Source organism: Nesterenkonia haasae (genome assembly GCF_010119385.1).
GTDB classification, from domain to species: Bacteria; Actinomycetota; Actinomycetes; order Actinomycetales; family Micrococcaceae; genus Nesterenkonia; species Nesterenkonia haasae.
The window spans coordinates 121060-139637 of record NZ_VFIE01000025.1 but is presented as its reverse complement, the minus strand read 5'-3'; the positions used below and the strand labels follow the sequence as shown (position 1 = coordinate 139637).

Annotated in this window: 19 protein-coding genes and 1 pseudogene; 6 read left to right on the top strand and 14 right to left on the bottom strand. The window is 59.9% G+C overall.

Annotated features, from left to right (window positions below; genetic code table 11):
- Positions 1–447, top strand: a pseudogene (locus FH975_RS13270) (MSCRAMM family adhesin SdrC); the annotation flags it as partial.
- Positions 448–481: 34 nt separating this feature from the next.
- On the opposite strand, the gene FH975_RS13265 reads toward FH975_RS13270, so the two are convergent.
- The 3 genes from FH975_RS13265 to FH975_RS13255 are packed head-to-tail and all read right to left on the bottom strand — an operon-like array spanning position 482 to position 3061.
- On the bottom strand, positions 482–1336 hold the full coding sequence (locus FH975_RS13265; protein ID WP_162321759.1) for an aldo/keto reductase: 855 nt from the start codon (positions 1334–1336) through the stop codon (positions 482–484).
- Positions 1337–1349: 13 nt separating this feature from the next.
- The gene (locus FH975_RS13260) at positions 1350–2570 is read right to left on the bottom strand and encodes a cysteine desulfurase-like protein (RefSeq protein WP_162321758.1); all 1221 of its coding nucleotides are present in this window, start codon (positions 2568–2570) and stop codon (positions 1350–1352) included.
- Positions 2571–2584: 14 nt separating this feature from the next.
- Complete coding sequence (locus FH975_RS13255; RefSeq protein ID WP_162321757.1) at positions 2585–3061, bottom strand: flavodoxin domain-containing protein; 477 nt, start codon at positions 3059–3061, stop codon at positions 2585–2587.
- Positions 3062–3271: 210 nt separating this feature from the next.
- On the opposite strand from FH975_RS13255, the gene FH975_RS13250 reads away from it, so the two are divergent.
- Together FH975_RS13250 and FH975_RS13245 are read left to right on the top strand one after the other, a co-directional pair.
- A complete protein-coding gene (locus FH975_RS13250; protein ID WP_162321756.1) occupies positions 3272–4189 on the top strand; it encodes an ABC transporter ATP-binding protein in 918 nt (305 codons plus the stop codon).
- Positions 4186–5325: an ABC transporter permease gene (locus FH975_RS13245; RefSeq protein WP_162321755.1), complete on the top strand. Its 1140-nt coding sequence runs from the start codon at positions 4186–4188 to the stop codon at positions 5323–5325. The genes FH975_RS13250 and FH975_RS13245 overlap by 4 nt, the downstream gene beginning before the upstream one ends.
- Positions 5326–5330: 5 nt before the next feature.
- Here the strand turns inward: FH975_RS13245 and FH975_RS13240 are convergent, their stop codons facing one another.
- From FH975_RS13240 to FH975_RS13230, 3 genes are all read right to left on the bottom strand, one after another.
- A complete protein-coding gene (locus tag FH975_RS13240; RefSeq protein ID WP_162321754.1) occupies positions 5331–7277 on the bottom strand; it encodes an NHL domain-containing thioredoxin family protein in 1947 nt (648 codons plus the stop codon).
- An 87-nt stretch (positions 7278–7364) separates the two neighbouring features.
- On the bottom strand, positions 7365–9437 hold the full coding sequence (locus FH975_RS13235) for a cytochrome c oxidase assembly protein (protein ID WP_162321753.1): 2073 nt from the start codon (positions 9435–9437) through the stop codon (positions 7365–7367).
- Complete coding sequence (locus FH975_RS13230; protein ID WP_153078618.1) at positions 9418–9615, bottom strand: hypothetical protein; 198 nt, start codon at positions 9613–9615, stop codon at positions 9418–9420. The genes FH975_RS13235 and FH975_RS13230 overlap by 20 nt, the downstream gene beginning before the upstream one ends.
- Between FH975_RS13230 and FH975_RS13225 the strand changes: the two genes are divergently transcribed.
- The gene (locus FH975_RS13225; protein ID WP_162321752.1) at positions 9614–9754 is read left to right on the top strand and encodes a hypothetical protein; all 141 of its coding nucleotides are present in this window, start codon (positions 9614–9616) and stop codon (positions 9752–9754) included. The two genes, FH975_RS13230 and FH975_RS13225, sit on opposite strands and share 2 nt — an antisense overlap.
- Before the next feature lie 8 nt (positions 9755–9762).
- Here the strand turns inward: FH975_RS13225 and FH975_RS13220 are convergent, their stop codons facing one another.
- The 6 genes from FH975_RS13220 to FH975_RS13195 form a co-directional block, all read right to left on the bottom strand.
- Entirely contained in the window at positions 9763–10047 is a 285-nt protein-coding gene (locus FH975_RS13220; RefSeq protein ID WP_138252937.1) for an HU family DNA-binding protein, read from the bottom strand.
- Positions 10048–10286: 239 nt separating this feature from the next.
- On the bottom strand, positions 10287–10592 hold the full coding sequence (gene rpsN, locus FH975_RS13215; RefSeq protein ID WP_119901835.1) for a 30S ribosomal protein S14: 306 nt from the start codon (positions 10590–10592) through the stop codon (positions 10287–10289).
- A 2-nt stretch (positions 10593–10594) separates the two neighbouring features.
- Positions 10595–10762 carry a 50S ribosomal protein L33 gene (gene rpmG / locus FH975_RS13210; protein WP_022872124.1) on the bottom strand — a complete coding sequence of 56 codons (168 nt, stop codon included), beginning with the start codon at positions 10760–10762 and terminating at the stop codon, positions 10595–10597.
- A complete protein-coding gene (rpmB, locus tag FH975_RS13205) occupies positions 10762–10998 on the bottom strand; it encodes a 50S ribosomal protein L28 (protein WP_153078620.1) in 237 nt (78 codons plus the stop codon). The genes rpmG and rpmB overlap by 1 nt, the downstream gene beginning before the upstream one ends.
- A 271-nt stretch (positions 10999–11269) precedes the next feature.
- Complete coding sequence (locus tag FH975_RS13200; protein ID WP_162321751.1) at positions 11270–12691, bottom strand: sodium:solute symporter family protein; 1422 nt, start codon at positions 12689–12691, stop codon at positions 11270–11272.
- Positions 12692–12848: 157 nt separating this feature from the next.
- Entirely contained in the window at positions 12849–13691 is an 843-nt protein-coding gene (locus tag FH975_RS13195; RefSeq protein ID WP_162321750.1) for a MurR/RpiR family transcriptional regulator, read from the bottom strand.
- Positions 13692–13771: 80 nt separating this feature from the next.
- Here FH975_RS13195 and FH975_RS13190 point away from each other — a divergent pair, with 80 nt between their 5' ends.
- Positions 13772–14998, top strand: a complete 1227-nt coding sequence (locus FH975_RS13190) for a metal-dependent hydrolase family protein (protein ID WP_162321749.1) — start codon at positions 13772–13774, stop codon at positions 14996–14998.
- On the opposite strand, the gene FH975_RS13185 is transcribed toward FH975_RS13190, so the two are convergent.
- Both FH975_RS13185 and FH975_RS13180 read right to left on the bottom strand, forming a co-directional pair.
- Positions 14995–15669, bottom strand: coding sequence for a potassium channel family protein (locus tag FH975_RS13185; protein ID WP_162321748.1), 675 nt, complete (start codon positions 15667–15669; stop codon positions 14995–14997). The genes FH975_RS13190 and FH975_RS13185 overlap by 4 nt on opposite strands.
- A 77-nt stretch (positions 15670–15746) precedes the next feature.
- Positions 15747–17111 carry an FAD-dependent oxidoreductase gene (locus FH975_RS13180; RefSeq protein WP_162321747.1) on the bottom strand — a complete coding sequence of 455 codons (1365 nt, stop codon included), beginning with the start codon at positions 17109–17111 and terminating at the stop codon, positions 15747–15749.
- Positions 17112–17413: 302 nt separating this feature from the next.
- Between FH975_RS13180 and pstS the strand changes: the two genes are divergently transcribed.
- Positions 17414–18547, top strand: coding sequence for a phosphate ABC transporter substrate-binding protein PstS (gene pstS / locus FH975_RS13175; protein ID WP_162321746.1), 1134 nt, complete (start codon positions 17414–17416; stop codon positions 18545–18547).
- The last annotated feature ends 31 nt before the right edge of the window (positions 18548–18578 follow it).

Below are 18578 nucleotides of genomic sequence, written 5' to 3'. Positions count from 1 at the left end.
CCAACAGACACCACCAACCCCACAGACACAGCCAGTCCAACAGACACCACCAACCCCACAGACACCACCAACCCACCCGCCGGACCTAACCCCACAGACGATGACACCGAGGAGTCCGCGCCAAGTCTTTCGGATTCTCCGGACGAGGGCCCAGAAGACGCCACAGCTGATGGGGGGCCCACTGCTCCGACAGCAGCAACCAGCGATTCAGCTAGAGATGCTTCATCGGAGACGCCAGGTGACGCCAGTTCCGGCCCAGACAGTTCCACAGAATCTGCTGAGGGCTCTGCAGGTGGGCCTGATCAGGGCTCTTCCCGTGGCGCCTTGTCCGCCACCGGTATTAGCGGCTCTATGGGCCTCATCCTGGGGGCTGGCGCGCTGCTGATCGCATTAGGAGCGACAGTGCTGTTCGTCAGACGCTCCCGGACTCGCTCCCTCAACCAGTGAGCTGAGACCGGGGCGGCCCTGCCGTCGTCGTGAGTTAGAACTCCTCGTAGACGGCGGGGTCTTGCCCCTTCAGCCGGCCCTCGGGCCGGGCCAGGGAGGAAATCCTGTCTACCTGCTCATCCGACAGCGTGAAGTCAAAGACGCTGAGGTTCTCACGCTGGCGCTCAGGATCAGATGATTTGGGGATGGGAACTGCTCCTCGTTGGACATGCCAGCGGAGAAGAGTTTGGACCACGCTGCGGTCAACCTCTGCGGCAACCTGAGCCAACAGTGGTTCCTGCTGAAGGTCCGTCTGGCGCCCCACAGGGCTCCATGACTCAACAGCGATACCCAGCTCGTGGTTCTTCGCAATAGTCTCGGTCTGCGGAAACCACGGATGAATCTCGAGCTGGTTGACGCTCGGCAACACACCGGTCTCCTGCTGCAGAGTCTCAAGATGCTCAGGGAGAAAGTTGCTGACCCCGATGGAGCGCAGCAGACCACGTTCACGCAATTCTATCAACGCACGCCAGGCCTCAACATACTTGCCCTGCTTCGGGTTGGGCCAGTGAATCAGGCACAGGTCAAAGTACTCCAGACCTGCCCTGAAAAGTGACTCTTCCACGGCCGGTATAGCCTGATCCCGCTCGTGATAGCGGCCAGGAAGCTTGGTCGTCACCCTCAGCTGATTCCGGTCGACACCTGCCGCAGCGATACCTGCCCCTACAGAGCCTTCGTTCTCATAGTTGTACGCGGAGTCGAGAAGCCGGTAGCCGGACCTTATGGCGGATTCGACGGCCGCCGCGCCAGAGCGTCCCCGCAGTTTATAGGTGCCAAGGCCGATCTTGGGCAGCGTGGTGCAGTCATTGAGAACGATGGACTCAACGGGGCCAGCGGTCGATTCCGACATGTGCATATCTCCTTCAGGAAAGAGCGGATACTGATGAGGTGAGCACTTCCAACAGACGGTCAACATCGCGGGCACTGGTGTAGGGCGCGATTCCCAGCCGCAGGCCCCCGGCGTCGTCAATCCCCAGCCGCTGGAAAGTTTCGTATGCGTAGAAGGAACCAGCGGGTGCGTGAATCCCCGCCTGATGGAGTTCGGCTGAGATCTCTTGTGATCGTCGGCCGGGAAAGCTCAGAAATAGCGTCGGCGTGCGGTTCTCCGCTTTCGAGTGAACCACTGCCATACCGCCCAGATCCCGGTCCAGTTCGGTGAGAATATGGCTGGCAAGACGCCGCTCGTGCGCGGCTATCTGGTGGTGGGATCGTTTCAGTGACGCCCGCCTGTCCGCGAGTGGCGGCCCGCCGATCCCAGCAATGAAGTCGACCGCCGCCGTGGCCCCTGCCATGATTTCGTAGGGCAGCGTGCCGAACTCGAACCGTTCCGGAACGGCATTGGTCGAGGGCAGCAGCTTATCCGGTGTGATCGATTCCAGCAGCTCCGGTGCGGCTGCCAGGACCGCGCAATGCGGCCCCATGAACTTATACGGTGAGCAGACAAAGAAGTCTGCACCCAACTCGGCGATGTCCACCAGGTGGTGTGCGGTGTAGTGCACACCGTCCACGTAGACCAGAGAGCCGACGCTGTGCGCAGCGTCAGCCAGCGCGGCCACATCAGGAATGGTGCCGATGAGATTTGACGCGGCTGTGACTGCAACGAGTCGTGTGCGCTCTGTCAGAATCGTATCGATGACCGTCAGATCCAACTCACCCGTCGCGGGGTCAATATCGATCCACCGCAGCGTCGCTCCCGAATGCTCTGCAGCCTGAACCCATGGCCGAACGTTGGAGTCATGATCGAGACGTGTGACGACGACTTCATCACCTGGGCCCCAGTCCTTAGAAAGGTGCCTGGAGAAGTCGTAGGTCAGCTGCGTGGCGCTGCGCCCGTAGACGATACCGCGGGGATCAGCTGCCAGCAGGTCGGCGTAGGCGCTGCGGAACTCCTCCACCACTCGCTCCGCGTTCAGCTCGGAGACAGATCTGGTCCCCCGGTTCGAAAGCGGTGCTGTGAGAGTCGCCGCGATAGCTTCCCCCACCTGGCGTGGAGTCTGAGTCCCTCCCGGCGCGTCGAAAAAAGCGACTCCCGAGTCCAGCGCCGGGAAGTGGCTCCGCAGTCGCTCAATATCGAATTCTGGCATGGAGCTCTGAGTGCTCAGTTGATGCCGTAGGCCAGTAGTTCGTTGGCCCAGTCTTCGATGGCAGGCCAGTCCCTGAAGTCCGCGTCGCTTGGGGCCTTAACCACTCTGAGTTGGAGTTTCTCGAAGAAGCTCATCTTAGCTTCGTCCATCGCGCCTCGAAAGTAGGTGACCTCACGGTGCGGGAACCTCTTGAGCTGGTCGACGAGTTTAGGGTCCAGCGTGGGCCCGCCACCCACGGCGAAAAGGAAGAGCGGCTTGCCGGCCAGCTCAGTACGGTTGGCTTCGAGGAAGAGGGTACCTTCACTCATGAGTTTTTGCCGATATACCGGAATCCCGACGACAATGTTGTCCGTCTCATAGAGCCATTTCGGCGCTTCGCCAACATCTTTGACGTGGGCTTTCACCCCTCGGGCGGACAGTACAGAGGCGATTCGCTCGCCAATCTCAGCAGTGGAGCCGTGCTTGCTCGCGACGACGACCATGGTGGTCATAGGTTTACGCGCCTTTCGCCAGTATGCCTTGGGTGTCGAAGGTATGTGACTGAGCCTATCCAATTCTGCCGACTCAGGAGTACCTAAGGGCAAGGATGATGCTCTGAATACCTCCTGGGGAGGATGTTGACCGTATTTTGCCAACGCTAAGGTGGCATCGACGCAGAATTTTTCTACAGGTCCACACTATATAAGGGGCGATTACGTCACATGCTGGAGTTGCATGACATTTGCCGGTCTTTCTCGGGAAGGCAAGTCCTCCACGATGTCAGCCTGACCGCGGAGAGAGGCCAGCTGACCGGCTTCGTTGGTGGCAACGGAGCCGGCAAGACGACCACGATGCGAATAATCCTGGGGGTACTAGCTCCCGATTCGGGCCAGATGCAGCTTGATGGTGTCGAACTTGGTTCCCAGGCGCGCTCCCGATTCGGTTACATGCCGTCGGAGCGTGGTCTCTATCCGAAGATGAAGGTTGCTGAGCAGATCACATACTTGGCTAGACTTCACGGCTACAGCAAACCTGAAGCAACTCACCGCGCCGTCGACCTGCTGAGCCAACTGGGCCTCAGCGGACGTCTCAAGGACCCACTGGAGGCTCTCTCCCTTGGGAACCAGCAGCGAGTACAAATCGCCGCCAGCCTGGTGCATGAGCCTGATGTCCTTATCCTCGATGAGCCGTTCTCGGGGCTTGACCCTTTCGCTGTGGACTTGGTCCTGAAGGTACTCTCTGACAAAGCAGCCTCCGGTGCGGTGGTGCTGTTCAGTTCGCACCAGCTGGACGTCGTGGAGCGCCTCTGCGACGACCTGGTGATCATTGGCGACGGGAAGGTGCTCGCTGCCGGTGGCCGGGAAGACTTGCGACGCCGCCACGGCACGCTGCGCTACGAAATTGCCTCTGAGGCCGACCTTAGCTGGGTGCAGAGCCGTACCGGCATCCGGACCGATGAGTCTCATGAGAACAGGGTGGTCTTCCGTGCCGAGGAGTCAGCTGCCCAAGAGCTGCTCCGAGACGCTCTACAACGCGGTCCGGTGACGAGTTTTGTCCCGGTGCTACCCACTCTCAGCGAAATATTTCGCGAGTTCACCAACGACTCTGCTCCGACTGTCCCCCAGGAGGCCTCCCGATGAGCACCGCCACTGTGCGAGAGTCTCAACTCTCTTCCAAGACACGACTGAGTACCCTCGCGGCCACCCGTTTGGTGGCTCTGCGCGAAATCAGCACTCAGGTTCGCTCAAAGTCGTTCATTATTTCCACTCTGATCACTGTGCTCATCATTGTGGGTGGCATCGTCGCGACCGGTTTCTTCGGTGGAGATGACGATGATGAACAGATTCCAGTGGTCACCACGGGCATCAGCCAGGACGTCCAACAGCAGGTTGAGGAGGCAGGCTTCAGCGTGACCGCGGCTGATTCCATGCCAGAGGCAGAGCAGCTGCTGCGCGATGGTGATGTGGACGCTATCGTCACCGCGGATCAAGACTCTCCAGTGGGAGTGCGAGTGATCGGTGTCGACGAGGCTCCTACGGCTGCAGCTCAGCAACTCTCAGTCGCGCCTACCGTTGAGGTTCTAGAAGCCGGCGGGACAGACTCTGTGATGCGCTACTTCGCAGCGATGGGGTTCGGCCTGGTCTTCATGTTCGTCGCGATGGGATCCGGAGTGATGATCATGCAGAACACCATCCAGGAGAAACAAAACAGGATCGTCGAAATTCTCTTGTCCGCAATTCCGGCTCGGGCGCTCCTGGCTGGGAAGATCCTCGGCAACTCCGTCTTGGCCCTCATGCAGGCCCTTATTATGGGCGGTTCCGCTGCCCTGGGCCTGGCCGTCTCCGGTCAGTTAGCGTTTCTGCAGATGCTCTCCTGGCCTATGCTGTGGTTTCTTCTGTTCTTCATCCCTGGATTCGTCCTCATCGCCAGCGTATTCGCCGCTTCGGCTTCACTGGTCTCGCGGCAAGAGGATTCGGGCAGCGTGATGACCCCTGCCATGATGCTGGTCATGGTGCCCTACTTTGTCGTGCTGATCTTCTTAGACAACGAGTTCGCCATGATGGTCTCCTCCTACATTCCTTTCACCGCACCAGTTTCGATGTCAATGCGACTTTTCGACGACGCCGTAGAGTGGTTTGAACCCATCATTTCTATGGGGCTGCTGGTCCTCACCACTGCTCTGGTGATGGCCCTCGCCGCGAAGATCTACAGTCGGTCATTGCTGAAGATGGGCCAGCGCGTCAAGCTCACAGCCGCCTTCGCCTCCAATGACTGAGCCTGCTACTTCACCCCTCGGAGGTCCAAAGTGAGCTCGTGATCTCCTGCGTCGTCGAGGATCACTGGGATGCCCCAATCCTGTTGATACAGGTGGCAGGCCGCGTGCATGGGGATCTCTTCCCCAGGATCGCCGTCGCAGGCTGCTGCACGAGCAGTGATGTGTAGGACACCCTCGGTGATCTCGGGATTCAGCTGGAGCGTGCGGTTCAACCCTTCGGTTGTTCCTGCGCCGGAGGTGATGAGCTCGCTGGGAGTGGCGGATACCTGCAACTGGGTCGGGTCGCCCCATCGGTAATCCAGTTTCTGGCCTGTGGGAGCCTGAAAGCTGACGCTGAGCCCGAACTCTCCGGATGCCACAGGGGTGCGCGGACGTTGAGTCTGAGTCGCTCCTTCATCGACAGTGAGGTACTCCTCTGGCACCGCAATGCGGACCAGTTGATGAGCGTTGGTCTCAACTACCAAGATTGTGGTGCCGTCTGTGTCCAGGAGCACGTCTGAAGGTTCCTTGAGGCCGCGGGCCACAGTGGACACGGCTGCAGGAACGGTGGTGCCGTCAGCGGCGGCGTGTTCGGCTTTATACCGGCGAATAGCACCGTTGTAGGTGTCAGCGATAAGAACGGACCCGTCGGGCAGGGCCGTGACACCCAGAGGGTGCTGCAGGCGTGCTTGGGTCGGGTCTCCATCACGGAAGCCGAAGTCGAACAGGCCCTCTCCGATGACGGTTTCCACCTCAGGGGCGGCAGCACTGGCAGAGGTGCGGAGCACTCGGAGGGCTGATGTCTCGGAATCGGCGATCCACAGGTCCCCGGTGGAGTCTTCGGCCAGCCCAGAAGTCTGAGCGAACCAGGCTTCTTCTGGTGGCCCGTCGGTCAGACCTTCAAGTCCGGTGCCTGCGTACACCCCAAGTTCGCCGGTAACTGGGTCGAATCGGAAGATCTGATGCGTACCAGCCATAGCCACCACCACGCTGCTCAGGTTTTCGGACCAAAGAACATCCCAGGGGGATGAGAGCGAAACTCCCAGCGCATCAGTGCCGAGGGACCCTATAACCTGCGCCTCGCGGGTACGTTCTGCGTCCAGCAGCCGCTGCACGCCGTTTCCGGCCAAAGTGGTGACCTCTCCGGTGCTGGCGTTGATGCCGCGAAGCCTGTGGTTGACCGTGTCTGCGACGACGAGATCGTAGCCGACCTCTTCGGCCAGCTGCTCGGGGAGGATAGTTACACCTTGGGGCTCGTTGAACCGGGCTGATTCTGCCGAGCCGTCGGAGTGGCCCTTCTCCCCTGAGCCCCAGGATCGAATCACCGTGTCCAGGTCCGGGCCGAGGTGCAGGATCCGGTGGTGTCCGGTGTCAGCGACAAGGAAGCCCTCTGCTGATCCGTTGAGCGGTCTGCTGAGTGGGAGCGCCTTACCGGGGAAACGCAGAGTACGTGACACTGGTTCCGGTGCCACATACGGACCATCGCCGCGGTGCAATGTACCTTTCGACTCGTGTTCAGCAATCAGCTCATCCACAAGAGACGACAGTCCCGCCACGTGCCCCTCACCCGAAAGGGAAGCTGCGATGTAGCCTTCTGGGTCCACGACCACCAAGGTAGGCCAGGCCCGCGCCGAGTAGGCCTGCCACGTAATGAGTTCTGGATCATCAAGCACCGGATGCTCGATCTCGTAGCGCTCCACAGCAGCATCCAAAGCGTCCGGGTCCGCTTCGTGCTCAAACTTGGGCGAGTGCACTCCCACAGTGACCAAGACGTCGGCATACTTTTCTTCCAGCGGCCGCAGCTCATCAAGAACGTGCAGGCAGTTGATGCAGCAGAAGGTCCAGAAGTCCAAGATGATGATCTTCCCGCGCAACTGCTCAAGGCTGAGCTGCTTACCGCCGGTGTTGAGCCAATTCCGGCCGAGGAGCTCGGATGCGCGCACGCGGCTGGTACGTCGAATCGTCTCTGTCATGCGTTGTCCTCCGGACGAGGTCAGGGATGTGGGTGTCTGTTGAGTCAACCAGCCACAGAACTGTTCTGTTCCGCGAATGACTCCGTGTTACCGGGGCGGGGCTGCGTCGCGCTGGGTCATTTCCTCAAACATCTGGTTATATGCCTCTAGCTCCGCGTGGCCTGTGCGCTCTGCTTCTCGGTCAAGCCGTTTCATGTCCCGAGTATCATCCCTGGCCCATTGGATACAGACGATGACACCCAGTATGACCGCTGGGATCTCACCGAGCCCCCACATGAGCTCGCTGCCGGTGTGTTGATCGTCAATGGCGGGGAACCAACCATGGCCCATGTTGCCGAACCACTCTGGCTGGATCAGCTGATCCGACGACATCAGCGCTACCGCAAAGAAAGCGTGAAAGACCATGGTGGCGAGCAGAATGATCACACGTGCGAAGTGGGGTGGTCGCGAGGGAAGCGGATCCCGTCCCACGAGGACCAGGGCGAAGATGTAGCCGGTCAGCAGGAAATGCACTGTCATGAAGATATGACCCAAATGGTATTCCAGCGTCAGCCCGAAGATCGGAGTGTAGTAGAACAGCAGAATAGAACCTGCGAAATTCACTGCGGCGACAATCGGGTGGGTGAGGATCTTTGACCACGTCGAATGCACCAACCAAAGAATCCACTCCCGCGCACCCCGTGTGCCATCACTGCGGACAGGCAGCGCCCGCATAGCTAGCGTGACGGGAGATCCCATGACAAGGAAGATTGGAGCGACCATAGTCAGCGTCATGTGCTGGATCATGTGCCCGGAAAAGGTCACCATGCCATAGACGGCTGGTCCTCCCGAGGTGATCCACAACAGCACCGCTAACCCGAACAGCCAAGAGACCGCTCGCATCACCGGCCAGCTGATCCCGCGGGACCTGAGCCGAACCGTTGCACGCAGGTACCAGATGGCGAGGAAGAGGATGATGGCGATCCACAGCCAGTCCAGCCGCCATAGAGTGAAGAAATTCATCAGGTTCGGCTCAGGCGGCAGATCATAACCGGTGAGCAACCTGGCAGGCGTGGCGTCGGGGGGAAGGTCGTCCGGTACCGGCGGCGGTGTGCGGCCAAGGACTGCACTGATCCCTATGACGGTGGTCATCAGCGCAATCTCTACGATTATCAGCTGCCAAAGCAGCCGGGTTGAGGACAGAATGCGGGGAATGATCCACCGTCTATGGGCGAATCCGATGCCAGCCAGTGCAACCGTAGCGACAGTTTTCAGGACGAGTAGTCGGCCGTAGTCAGTGCCGAGGAGTTGGTCAAGGTTAGCTACTCGGAGCTCGGCGTTGATGATCCCAGAGGCAGCGACAGTGATCAGTGCCAGGCCCGCTAACAGCGAGTAACGCCGCAGTACGGTACCCAGGACCTCTGGTCCCCCTTGATCACGCGAGCTGAGAGTCCGTGCGGTATGGGCAATCTGGGGGGCGAGCAGCGCTAGGACAATGAGTCCACCGACCCAGACCACGACTCCCAGCAGGTGCAAACCAAGTGAGTTTACGGCTGCAGTGTGGTCATCCCCGCCTGCAGAGTGACCAACCATAGCCATGGGTACGATTGCGCTCAGGCCCACCACCGCGATGAAGCCCACTCCGGCAGGCTGGCGGACCGCAGCCAGAAGCGTGGCGCACAGTCCAGCGATGAGCACGATCGTCAGCCACGCCTGGCCTGTCGCAATATTCAGTGTGTAGTCGAAAAAGCCTTCTGAGAATCCCTGATCTGCTGAGATGGGAAGCCCCGCCAGGGAGGAAAAAGTCAGGACGAGCACAGCGAGCGCTGCGACCGTCCAGACCACTGAAGCAGACATCGCTACCTGCATGGTGCGGGTGTAGAGGGGATGTTCTTGGCCCGATTGCCGGTTCTGCCGGTTGCGGGGTCCGGTACGGAACGGAATGGCTACGGTGGCGAGTATGGCGGCTGCCACGGTCGTGGCCATGGCAATGTGGTGGATGTAGCGCGCTGCGGGGAGGCCCCATCGAGTGAGCGGCCCTGGGTCTGAGATGGCGCCAACTTGCCCTATGCCAGTGGCTATACCTGCCACGATCAGCCCGATGAGACCCGCTGAGAGTGCGGCTGCGGTCAGGGGCAGTGGGGCAGCCCAGATGCGCCGCTCAGCGCTTGTCGTGGTCATCCGGTGGTTCTTGCTCGCCGCGCCACTGCTCAGACTGTTGGAGTTTTCTCCACATGAGAATCAACACCAGAGCGACGACGATGAACGCACCGGCGGCAAAGACGATTGGAGCCCATCCGGGAGCGTCCACCTCAAGGTCGGGCTGAGCGAGCAGCTGCTGTATGAGGAACCATGACATGGGACAAATTCTACAAGTTGTCGAAAACCTCGACGACCCCCTGCGCTCTGTGGAGAGGCAGGAGGTCGTCGACTATGAAGTTCTGAGCCGAGCTCATGGTGACGCTCGCTCAATGCAGTTCGGTGAACTGCGAGGGTAAGCCTTGGCTCATTTGCCGGTGGCGGCAGCCTTCAGCTTGGATCCTGCGGAGAGCTTCACGGAGTAGCCGGCAGGGATCTGGATGGTCTCACCGGTCTGTGGGTTGCGGCCGGTGCGTGCGGCGCGCTCTGTGCGCTCCACGGACAGCCAACCTGGGATGGAGACCTTCTCGCCCTTGGAGACCTGCTCGGTGAAGACCTCGAAGACTGAATCCAGTACGCCGTTGACGGCTGCCTGGGAGTTGCCGGACTTCTCTGCGACTGCTGCAACGAGCTCGCTACGGTTCAGTGCCATATATTTGTCCTCCTGGACTGATCTATTCCTATCCCGTGAGGCCGAACTTCCGCGTCATTCTGCGGGTCTGCGGCCCTATTAGGGCTTTCAGTGTGGCAACTTACCACGCGCAGGCCCTCAACAGGGCATGAAACGGCGATTTAACAGCGTGTTCCCAGGAGTTTCGCCTGTCAGCGTACGAAAAAGCGGGGCCTTCCCCTAGGAAGACCCCGCAAATTCTAAAGTTCAGCGCGTGCTGGCTACCAGGAGCTCTTTGTGATTCCTGGAAGCTCACCGCGGTGAGCCATATCGCGGAATCGGATACGGGAGATCCCGAACTTCTGGAAAGTACCGCGGGGGCGACCGTCGATTGCATCGCGGTTACGCACACGGATAGGAGATGCGTCGCGGGGCAGCTTCTGCAGTCCCACGCGTGCGGCCTCGCGGTCCTCATCAGAGGCCTTGGGGTCGACGAGTGTCTTCTTCAGCTGGGCACGCTTTTCGGCGTAGCGCTCAACGATGACCTTACGCTTTTCGTTCTTTACGATCTTGGAGGTCTTGGCCATGATCAGCGCTCCTCTCGGAAGTCGACGTGCTTGCGGACGACGGGGTCGTATTTCTTCAACACGATGCGGTCAGGATTGTTTCGGCGGTTCTTGCGCGTCACATAGGTGAAACCCGTGCCGGCGGTCGACTTCAACTTAATGATCGGACGTACGTCCTTATCTTTTGCCATTAGAGCTTCTCACCTCGCTTCAGCATATCGGCGACGACAGCGTCGATGCCGCGCACGTCGATGGTCTTGATGCCCTTGACCGATAGGTTCAGGGTTACTTTCCGTCCCAGCGAAGGAACCCAGTAGGTCTTCCTCTGGATGTTTGGGTCGAACCGGCGCTTGGTACGGCGGTGCGAGTGGGAGATCTGGTTGCCGAATTGCGGCACCACTCCCGTCACTTGGCAACGTGCTGCCATGATCACTCCTCTTGAGTTTATGTACGTAGATGCTGTTTGAAGGCCCGCTGGTGCGGACCGTTTCACTGACACCGGTACGAGGACGACCAGGCTGGGTGAGATCCAACCGAAGCTGCCTACGGACACGCGGAGACCGCGTGGACGGTGCAAAGTTTGGCGGCGCTTGAACTGTTTCCGGCGCTGCACCCTGTGAGAAGGCGCAACTCAGCCAAGCAGACGAAGAACAATGATACGCAGAACCTCGCGGTGCCGCAATCTCAAGCTCCATACCCTACGCCTCCGCAGCCGCGCGCCTCTGGGCAGGACTCTCCTCCAGCGCAGGCGCCGGTTTGGTCGCCAGGGAGGTGATCACCAGCACGGCTGCGGCGATAGGGAACGCGACGACGACTGAGTTGACTCCGTCTCCGAACACTTCCCAGAGGACGGTCGCCACTCCGCCGGTGAGCATTGACGCGACAGCTCCCGCAGCGCTGACGCGGCGCCAGAATAGGGCAGCCAACACAGCTGGAGTCACCGCCGCTCCGTACATCGTGTATGCGTACATTTGGAGATCCAGCAGTGTCGGAAAGAACTGCACGAGAATGTACGCACATACAGCCACCACAACAACCGACACGCGAGCAGTCAGGACCTGCTTGCCGGGTTGTGCCTGCTCGGTGCTCTCACGACCACGGAAGATGAGGTCGTACACGATGTTCCCGGAACATGTCAGCAGATACGACGAACCTGTGGTGACAATGAGCGCCAGCGCAGTCACGAGGATGACTGCTCCTACGACCTCTGGAGTGAATCCCCCCACCGCAAGCCCTAGGACAGCCATATCCGGGTCAGAACCTGGGTTAACGATGGTGGCAGATGAAGCAAGCAGGATAATCGGAATCACCATCATGAGCCCTCCGGCGAAGAACAGAAAAGCTGCCCGCTGGGCGGTCCGGGGACTCTTTGCCGCAGAGAGACGCTGATGCATGTTCTGATCGCCGAGACAGAGCAAGAAGAGTGGAAGGAAGTAGCCGAGAATCTGCAGCGGAGTCAGCGGACCGGTGACAGAGCTCAGTGCGGGATCCAACCGGTCCACGTAGCTGCCGAATCCACCAATGTCCTGAACGAGGACGAATCCCACCGCCACGACCAGCCCGATGATGATCACCACCGCTGATAGGAAGTCAGTCCACGCCACCGACTTCAAGCCCCCAGCCAACGCGAGAAACGTAATCAGGAGCACTGCAATGACTGCACCCTGGGTCTGACTCAGCGGAGTGATGAGACTGAAGATGTAGCCAGCTCCGGTGAACTGGGTTGCTGCAATGCCGGTGAAAGCGATCAGGACGATGACTGTGCCGATGACCCCAGTACTGTTGCCGAACCTGGTTCGGAGAAGTTGGGGAACCGTGTGAAACGACTTACGCCGGATCTTTTGGGCGAGGAAGCCCAGCGTCAGGGCCCCGAGGAGTGTGCCGAGGAAGAAGAATATCCCTGCCAGAGGACCATTCTGGAAGACGAAACTTGCACCCCCGATGATCGATCCAGACCCCACGAAGGTGGTAAGCATCGTTCCCGCCAACACCCACGCGGGAAGGGACTGACCTGCAAGGACAAAGTCGGTGCCCGTCTTCATCTTCGAGCGTTTGCCGAGCCAGGCAGCTATGGCCACCATCAGCAAGATGTATGTGATGAGCACAATGATGTTTATCAAGACACAGGCACTTTCATTCCGGGTGAGTGTGATGTGGAGCGCATCCATAGTGACGTGCTCTGACTCTCATTGCAACATTTCTTGCATTTCAGTCATGTGACATGGGAATGAGGACATGAGCGCGAGGAACACTCGCCTGCGCCAGTTCCGGGCCGGTTCAGTCCGCAACCACACCGATGCGGCGCCACATGTCATCCGCTTCGCGAAGGCTCGCCTCAGCCCCGGCTCGGTCTCTGCTGGCCACACCCATGAGCAGCGCCTGAACCACCGAAGTGGCCGAGATGGTCGAGGGAAGATATCTTGCGGATTCGCTGAGAACTGAGATTCGCACATCAGCACGCTCGGCTACAGGCGTTGTACGGTCCACAATCGCCATCAGCGGCACTCCCCGTTCGGCCGCCATAAGCGCCAGCTGGTTCACCGCTTCCGTGGTCTTCCAAATGTTGAACGTTACGAGCAGATCTGCCTCTGTCAGCTGACGGACGGCATTGATCTGCGCCGACACCGCTCCGGCCTGCAGCGTCAGATCGTTCCCCAGCAGCTGTGCACCGTGGGCGAGTTGTGCAGCAGGTCCAGCGTAGGTGCCGGTAGCCAGGACAACCCCTTTCCTGGCCCTCTGGATCAGCTCCGCACCCTGGTCAATCACCTTTTCGTCCAGCGTGGCGGCCAAGTCAGTCAGGGCGCGCACATCCTCCATGATGGAGGCCAACCCACGGACGCGGGCTCCTCCTTCACTCAGCACACGGTCGGCAGTCAGCGTCGCCAAGAACTGACCTCGGTAGTCAAGAACGAATGCCGGCCACCCCGAAAACCCCAGGAACTGAGCCGTTCGCGTGACCGTGGCGATGTTGACTTGAGACACTGCGGCCAGCTGCTGAGTCGTCGCAAAAGCGCTGAGCTCTGGGTCCGTTCGCAAGACTGTGATCACTTTCCACATAGCCGGAGACACCCGACGATCTGCGATCAGTGCATCAACCCACTCTGCGAGAGCTTGCGACATACTTTGCAAAGTCCTTTGCATATAGCTATCTTGACTGCGGGGCTACCGCAGGTCCTGTCTGAATACGTGAAAGGCAGCTGATGAAACTCGACACCACGCACCGGGCGGTTACCGACGTCCGGATCCTGGATCCCGAAACTGAGACCATCTCAGATCCGACGACGATCAGGGTCTCCGACGATCGTATCGTTTCGATCGGGGATCAGGTGGAGCCAGGAGACCAACCACTTGATGCCGGCGGCAGCATCGCCATCCCTGGACTCATCGACTGCCACGTCCATGTGCTCGCCAACTCAGCGAACCTAGGGGGTCTTGGTGACCAGTCTCCCTCGTACCTCGCAGCTTCAGCTATCAATACGATGCAGGATGCGCTTCGCCGAGGCTTCACAACCCTGCGTGATGCCGGTGGCGCCGATTTCGGACTCGCACAGGCCGCAGCGGAGGGCCTGTTCACGGCTCCGCGCCTTTTCTACGGGGGTAAAGCCATCTCCCAGACCGGAGGCCACGCAGATATGCGCGCGCCGGGGACTACGGTCATGGACACCCACCAGTGCTGCCCCCACATGGGAGTGGTATGTGACGGCGTATCGGAGGTTCGTCGAGCAGCGCGCCACCAACTGCGCACAGGGGCTGACCACATCAAGCTCATGCTCTCCGGTGGCGTTGCCTCTCCGACTGACCGTGTGGATTCGACACAGTTCTCCGACGAGGAGATCCGTGCCGCCGTAGAAGAGGCAGAGGCCGCCAATCGTTACGCTCTCGGCCATGCCTACACAGCTCGAGCGATCAATCGCGGTCTCAGGCTAGGGGTGAGGTCAATAGAGCACGGAAACCTGCTCGACGAGGAGAGCGTGCGACTATTCCGCGAACATGACGCGTTTCTCGTCCCAACGCTTGTGACGTACCAGCGGCTCAGGATCGACGGGGCCGCCAATGGTCTCCCCCGCGAAAGCCAGGACAAGGTTGAAAACGTGCTCTATGCCGGCATCGACGCCCTGCGCCTGGCTGACCAGGGAGATGTCAATATTGCCTATGGCTCCGATCTCCTGGGCGATATGCGCAGCTGGCAGAGTCACGAATTCATGATCCGCTCCGAGGTGCAGTCCCCTGGTGCAGTCCTTCGCTCTGCGACCACCACTGCGGCTCGGCTTCTGCGTCAGGAGGGAGAGCTTGGGAGGGTCACACCTGGAGCTCGGGCAGATTTCCTCCTGCTGAAAGCCAACCCTTTGGAAGACATCAGAATTCTCGCCGAACCAGAGAGTTCCCTGACCCATGTCTTCAGCCGTGGGGGCCTGGTCACTTCCTAATCAGTGTCGGAAGCGTCGTCGTGCTTGGTGCCAACGGCCTCCTCAACCCGCTCAACGAACCAGCTGGCCAATGTCGCAGTGACGGTTCCCAGCAGTCCCAGCCCACAGATCATGAGTACGACAGCGATGCCACGTCCAAGCCCGGTGACGGGGTAGTAGTCACCGTAACCGACGGTGGTAATGGTCACCATGGACCACCACAGAGCGTCACCAATACTCGCGATGTTCGCACCGGGAGCGTTCTGCTCCGCGTCCAGCATGGCAAGTGATGCCATCACCACTAGAAGTAGTGATGTGAAGGCGACGTAGAGGATGACTTTTCCTCGGAGGGCTGTGCCCGCAGAGCGTTGAAGCACTGCCACTGCTGTGACAAGGCGTAGCAGTCTCAGTGGACGCAGAGCGGGGAGCAGCACGATGGCTAGCTCGTGCAGATGCGTGACGAACCATTTCCGGGTGTGCGGTACAAGGATCAGAGACACCACATAGTCCACCGCGAACAGAACCCATACGGCGTTGATCACCCAGAATGGCCAATTCAACTCTGACTCGCGCAGGTCGCCGATGACGACGTACGAGTACACGCCCAGAAACGCCACAGCCACGAGTACCATTGGCCATTCAGTGAGCCGAACCCATTTTTCGTAGGCCGCACGGTTGTTCCATACGTTCATTCACCAACCGTAACGGCAGCCACCCAAGGTGAACACCGCGGTGGGGCTCAGATTCTTCCGTCCTCGGGCGCGGATTATCAGGCCCCGCTGCGTCCGTGCAAGAGACCAGTCGGGACGCCGACCATCTGTGGTTCCGCTGATGAGGCGACAGCGAACCCATCGGCGGCCTCCTCGTCTTCCGGGTCCGCAACACTGCAGACCCCTGTCTCAGGCAGCTGAAGATCGGCCGGCGCGGAGTCCTGTCCCGCCAGATAAGCGGCAATTGACCGTACCTGCTCATATCCGGTAGCCAGCAGAAAGGTGGGCGCCCTGCCGTAGGACTTTATGCCAGCTAAGAAAAAGCCGTCTTCAGGATGCGCGAGTACCTCTGTACCGTGTGCCCGAACTGTCCCACAGGAGTGGAACTCAGGATCGATGAGGGGAGCCAGGCGGGACGGCGACTCCACACCAGGATCCAGGTCTAGCCGCAACTCTCGTAACATGGCCAGGTCTGGCCGGAAGCCGGTTGCGCCCGCCACTGCGTTGACGTTGATGGTCCGCCCATCGGTGAATTCCACAGTGACAGCTCCGGGTGTTTCTTCGGATAGACGCTGAATGGCCGCAGAGGTCATGATCTGGATGAGCCCTGCCTCAACGAGTCGGCGCAGCCGGTCACCAAGGGCACCACGCTCAGGCAGGCCATCGCGGTCACCACCGCCGAAGCTGCGTTCTGCGCTCTCGCCGCGAATCGCCCACAATATCTCCGTCTGCCCCTCTTCCCGCTTCAGCGCCGCTAGGTTGAGCAGTGTATTGGTCGCGCTGTGGCCTGCCCCGACGACCAGCACACGTTTACCAGCCGCACGTTCGCGATCAACACCGAGCACATCGGGCAATGCCCCCAGCAGATACTGCTTCACAGTCTGGTCCTCCTCCCCGAGAGCAGGTAGTCCAGAAGCGCCCAGAGGATTGGGCTGAGACCACGTACCGGATGCATCGATCACCGCTCGGGCCTGCAGGTCGGATGCTTCACCGTCTTCCGCCACACGAACCATGTACGGGGTGTTCTGTCGTGCAGCGCTGTGGGTCTTGTCTCGCTCGCCGCGGCCAATGCCTGTGACCCGCGTGCCATACCTGATCTTGTCTCGCAAAACAGTCCCGCGCGCCAGCGGGCGTAAGTACTCGTCAACTAGCTGCGCGCCGGTGGGCAGCCGCGCCGGACTCGGAGTATTCCATCCGGCGGAGTCGAGGAGTCTGCGGCACGCGTTGTCAATATTGAAACGCCACGGAGAGAAGAGTTTGATGTGACTCCAGGCTTGCACGGCAGCACCGGGTTGGCCACCAGCTTCGAGGACCAGTGGTTCGAGACCATGCTCCAGCAGATGCGCGGCAGCGGCCAGACCAACCGGTCCCGCCCCGATCACGACGACGGGGAGTTCTTCCACCGATATACGGCCTCTTGTCATCACAGCCTCCATTCATTGACGATTGTCGATGTATGCAAGTATTCTGCGGCATATATCGAGAAATATCAATATATTGGCTGGTACGGGCTCAGGACAGGCTCGAGGGGAACTAAACTCTCTGGCCGCCAGCTGTTCATTTTCCGTTCACTCAGACAGCAACTAGCTGTCATCTGGTCCCCTTAGCGTGACACTCGGCTCCGCGGCCATGTCTATGTTCATGCGCGTGAGCCATAGGGCCACAGCAGTTCGCAGTGCGGCGCATCGTCGATAGCGCTGACGACAAATCCTCAGAGAGGGACAACGTGAAGTTAGAAAGTTTCGGTCGCGCAGCGGCCATCCTGTCGGTCGCAACGGTGGCACTTGTTGCCTGCGGCGAGGCCAACAACCCGGGTGCCGAGAACGGCGATGACAACGGCAACGGGGAGGCCAACGGCGGCACCGATACCAGCGAGGTGCAGGGAACCTTGGTGGGAGGCGGTGCTTCATCCCAGGAGGCCGCCATGACCGCTTGGACGAATGGCTTTGCTTCTGTAGCGCCTGAGGCGCAGGTCAACTATGCATCTGTAGGCTCCGGTGCCGGGCGCGATGGCTTCCTTGGTGGCGAATATGACTGGGCCGGTTCAGACTCAGCCATGGATGACGATGAGTGGGAACAGTCCAAGGAGATCTGCGGTCCCGACGGAGCTTTCCACATTCCTGCGTACATCTCTCCGATTGCCGTCGCGTTCAACGTTGAGGGCATTGACGACACCCTGAACCTCGATGCTGACACCATCGGCAGCATCTTCTCCGGCGAAATCACCACGTGGGACGACGACGCCATCGCGGAGCACAATGAAGACATCGACCTGCCGGATACTCCCATCACCGTTGTGCACCGCGCTGATGACTCCGGTACGACGGACAACTTCACTGAATACTTGGAAGCCGCCGCTGGGACCTGGGAATGGGAAGCCAGTGACGCGTGGCCTGCAGACATCTCGGCGGAGTCTGCGCAGCAGAACTCCGGTGTCGTCGATCTGACGTCACAGACCGATGGCGCGATCACATACGCAGATGCTTCTCAGATTGGCGGACTGAACTCTGTGGCAGTGTGGGTCGGCAACGACTACGTCGAACACAATGCTGAGGCCGCATCGCAGGCGGTAGCCTCCTCCACTCCAGTTGAGGGCCAGGCCCCGAACAATATGGCCGTTGAGCTCGACCGCGATACGGAAGAAGAGGGCGCCTACCCGATCGTGCTCGCTGCATACAACATCTTCTGCAACGAGTATCCAGACCAGGAGACTGCGGATCTTGCAATCGCTTTCGCCGAGTATCTGGTCTCCGAAGATGGACAGCAGACAGCTGAATCTGCTGCGGGCAACGCTCCAATGTCAGAGGAGCTGCGCAGCAATGCTATGGACGCGATCTCTGAGATCACCGTCGCCGAGTAGGTATAGCCTCACTCAGTTCATCACATCCTGG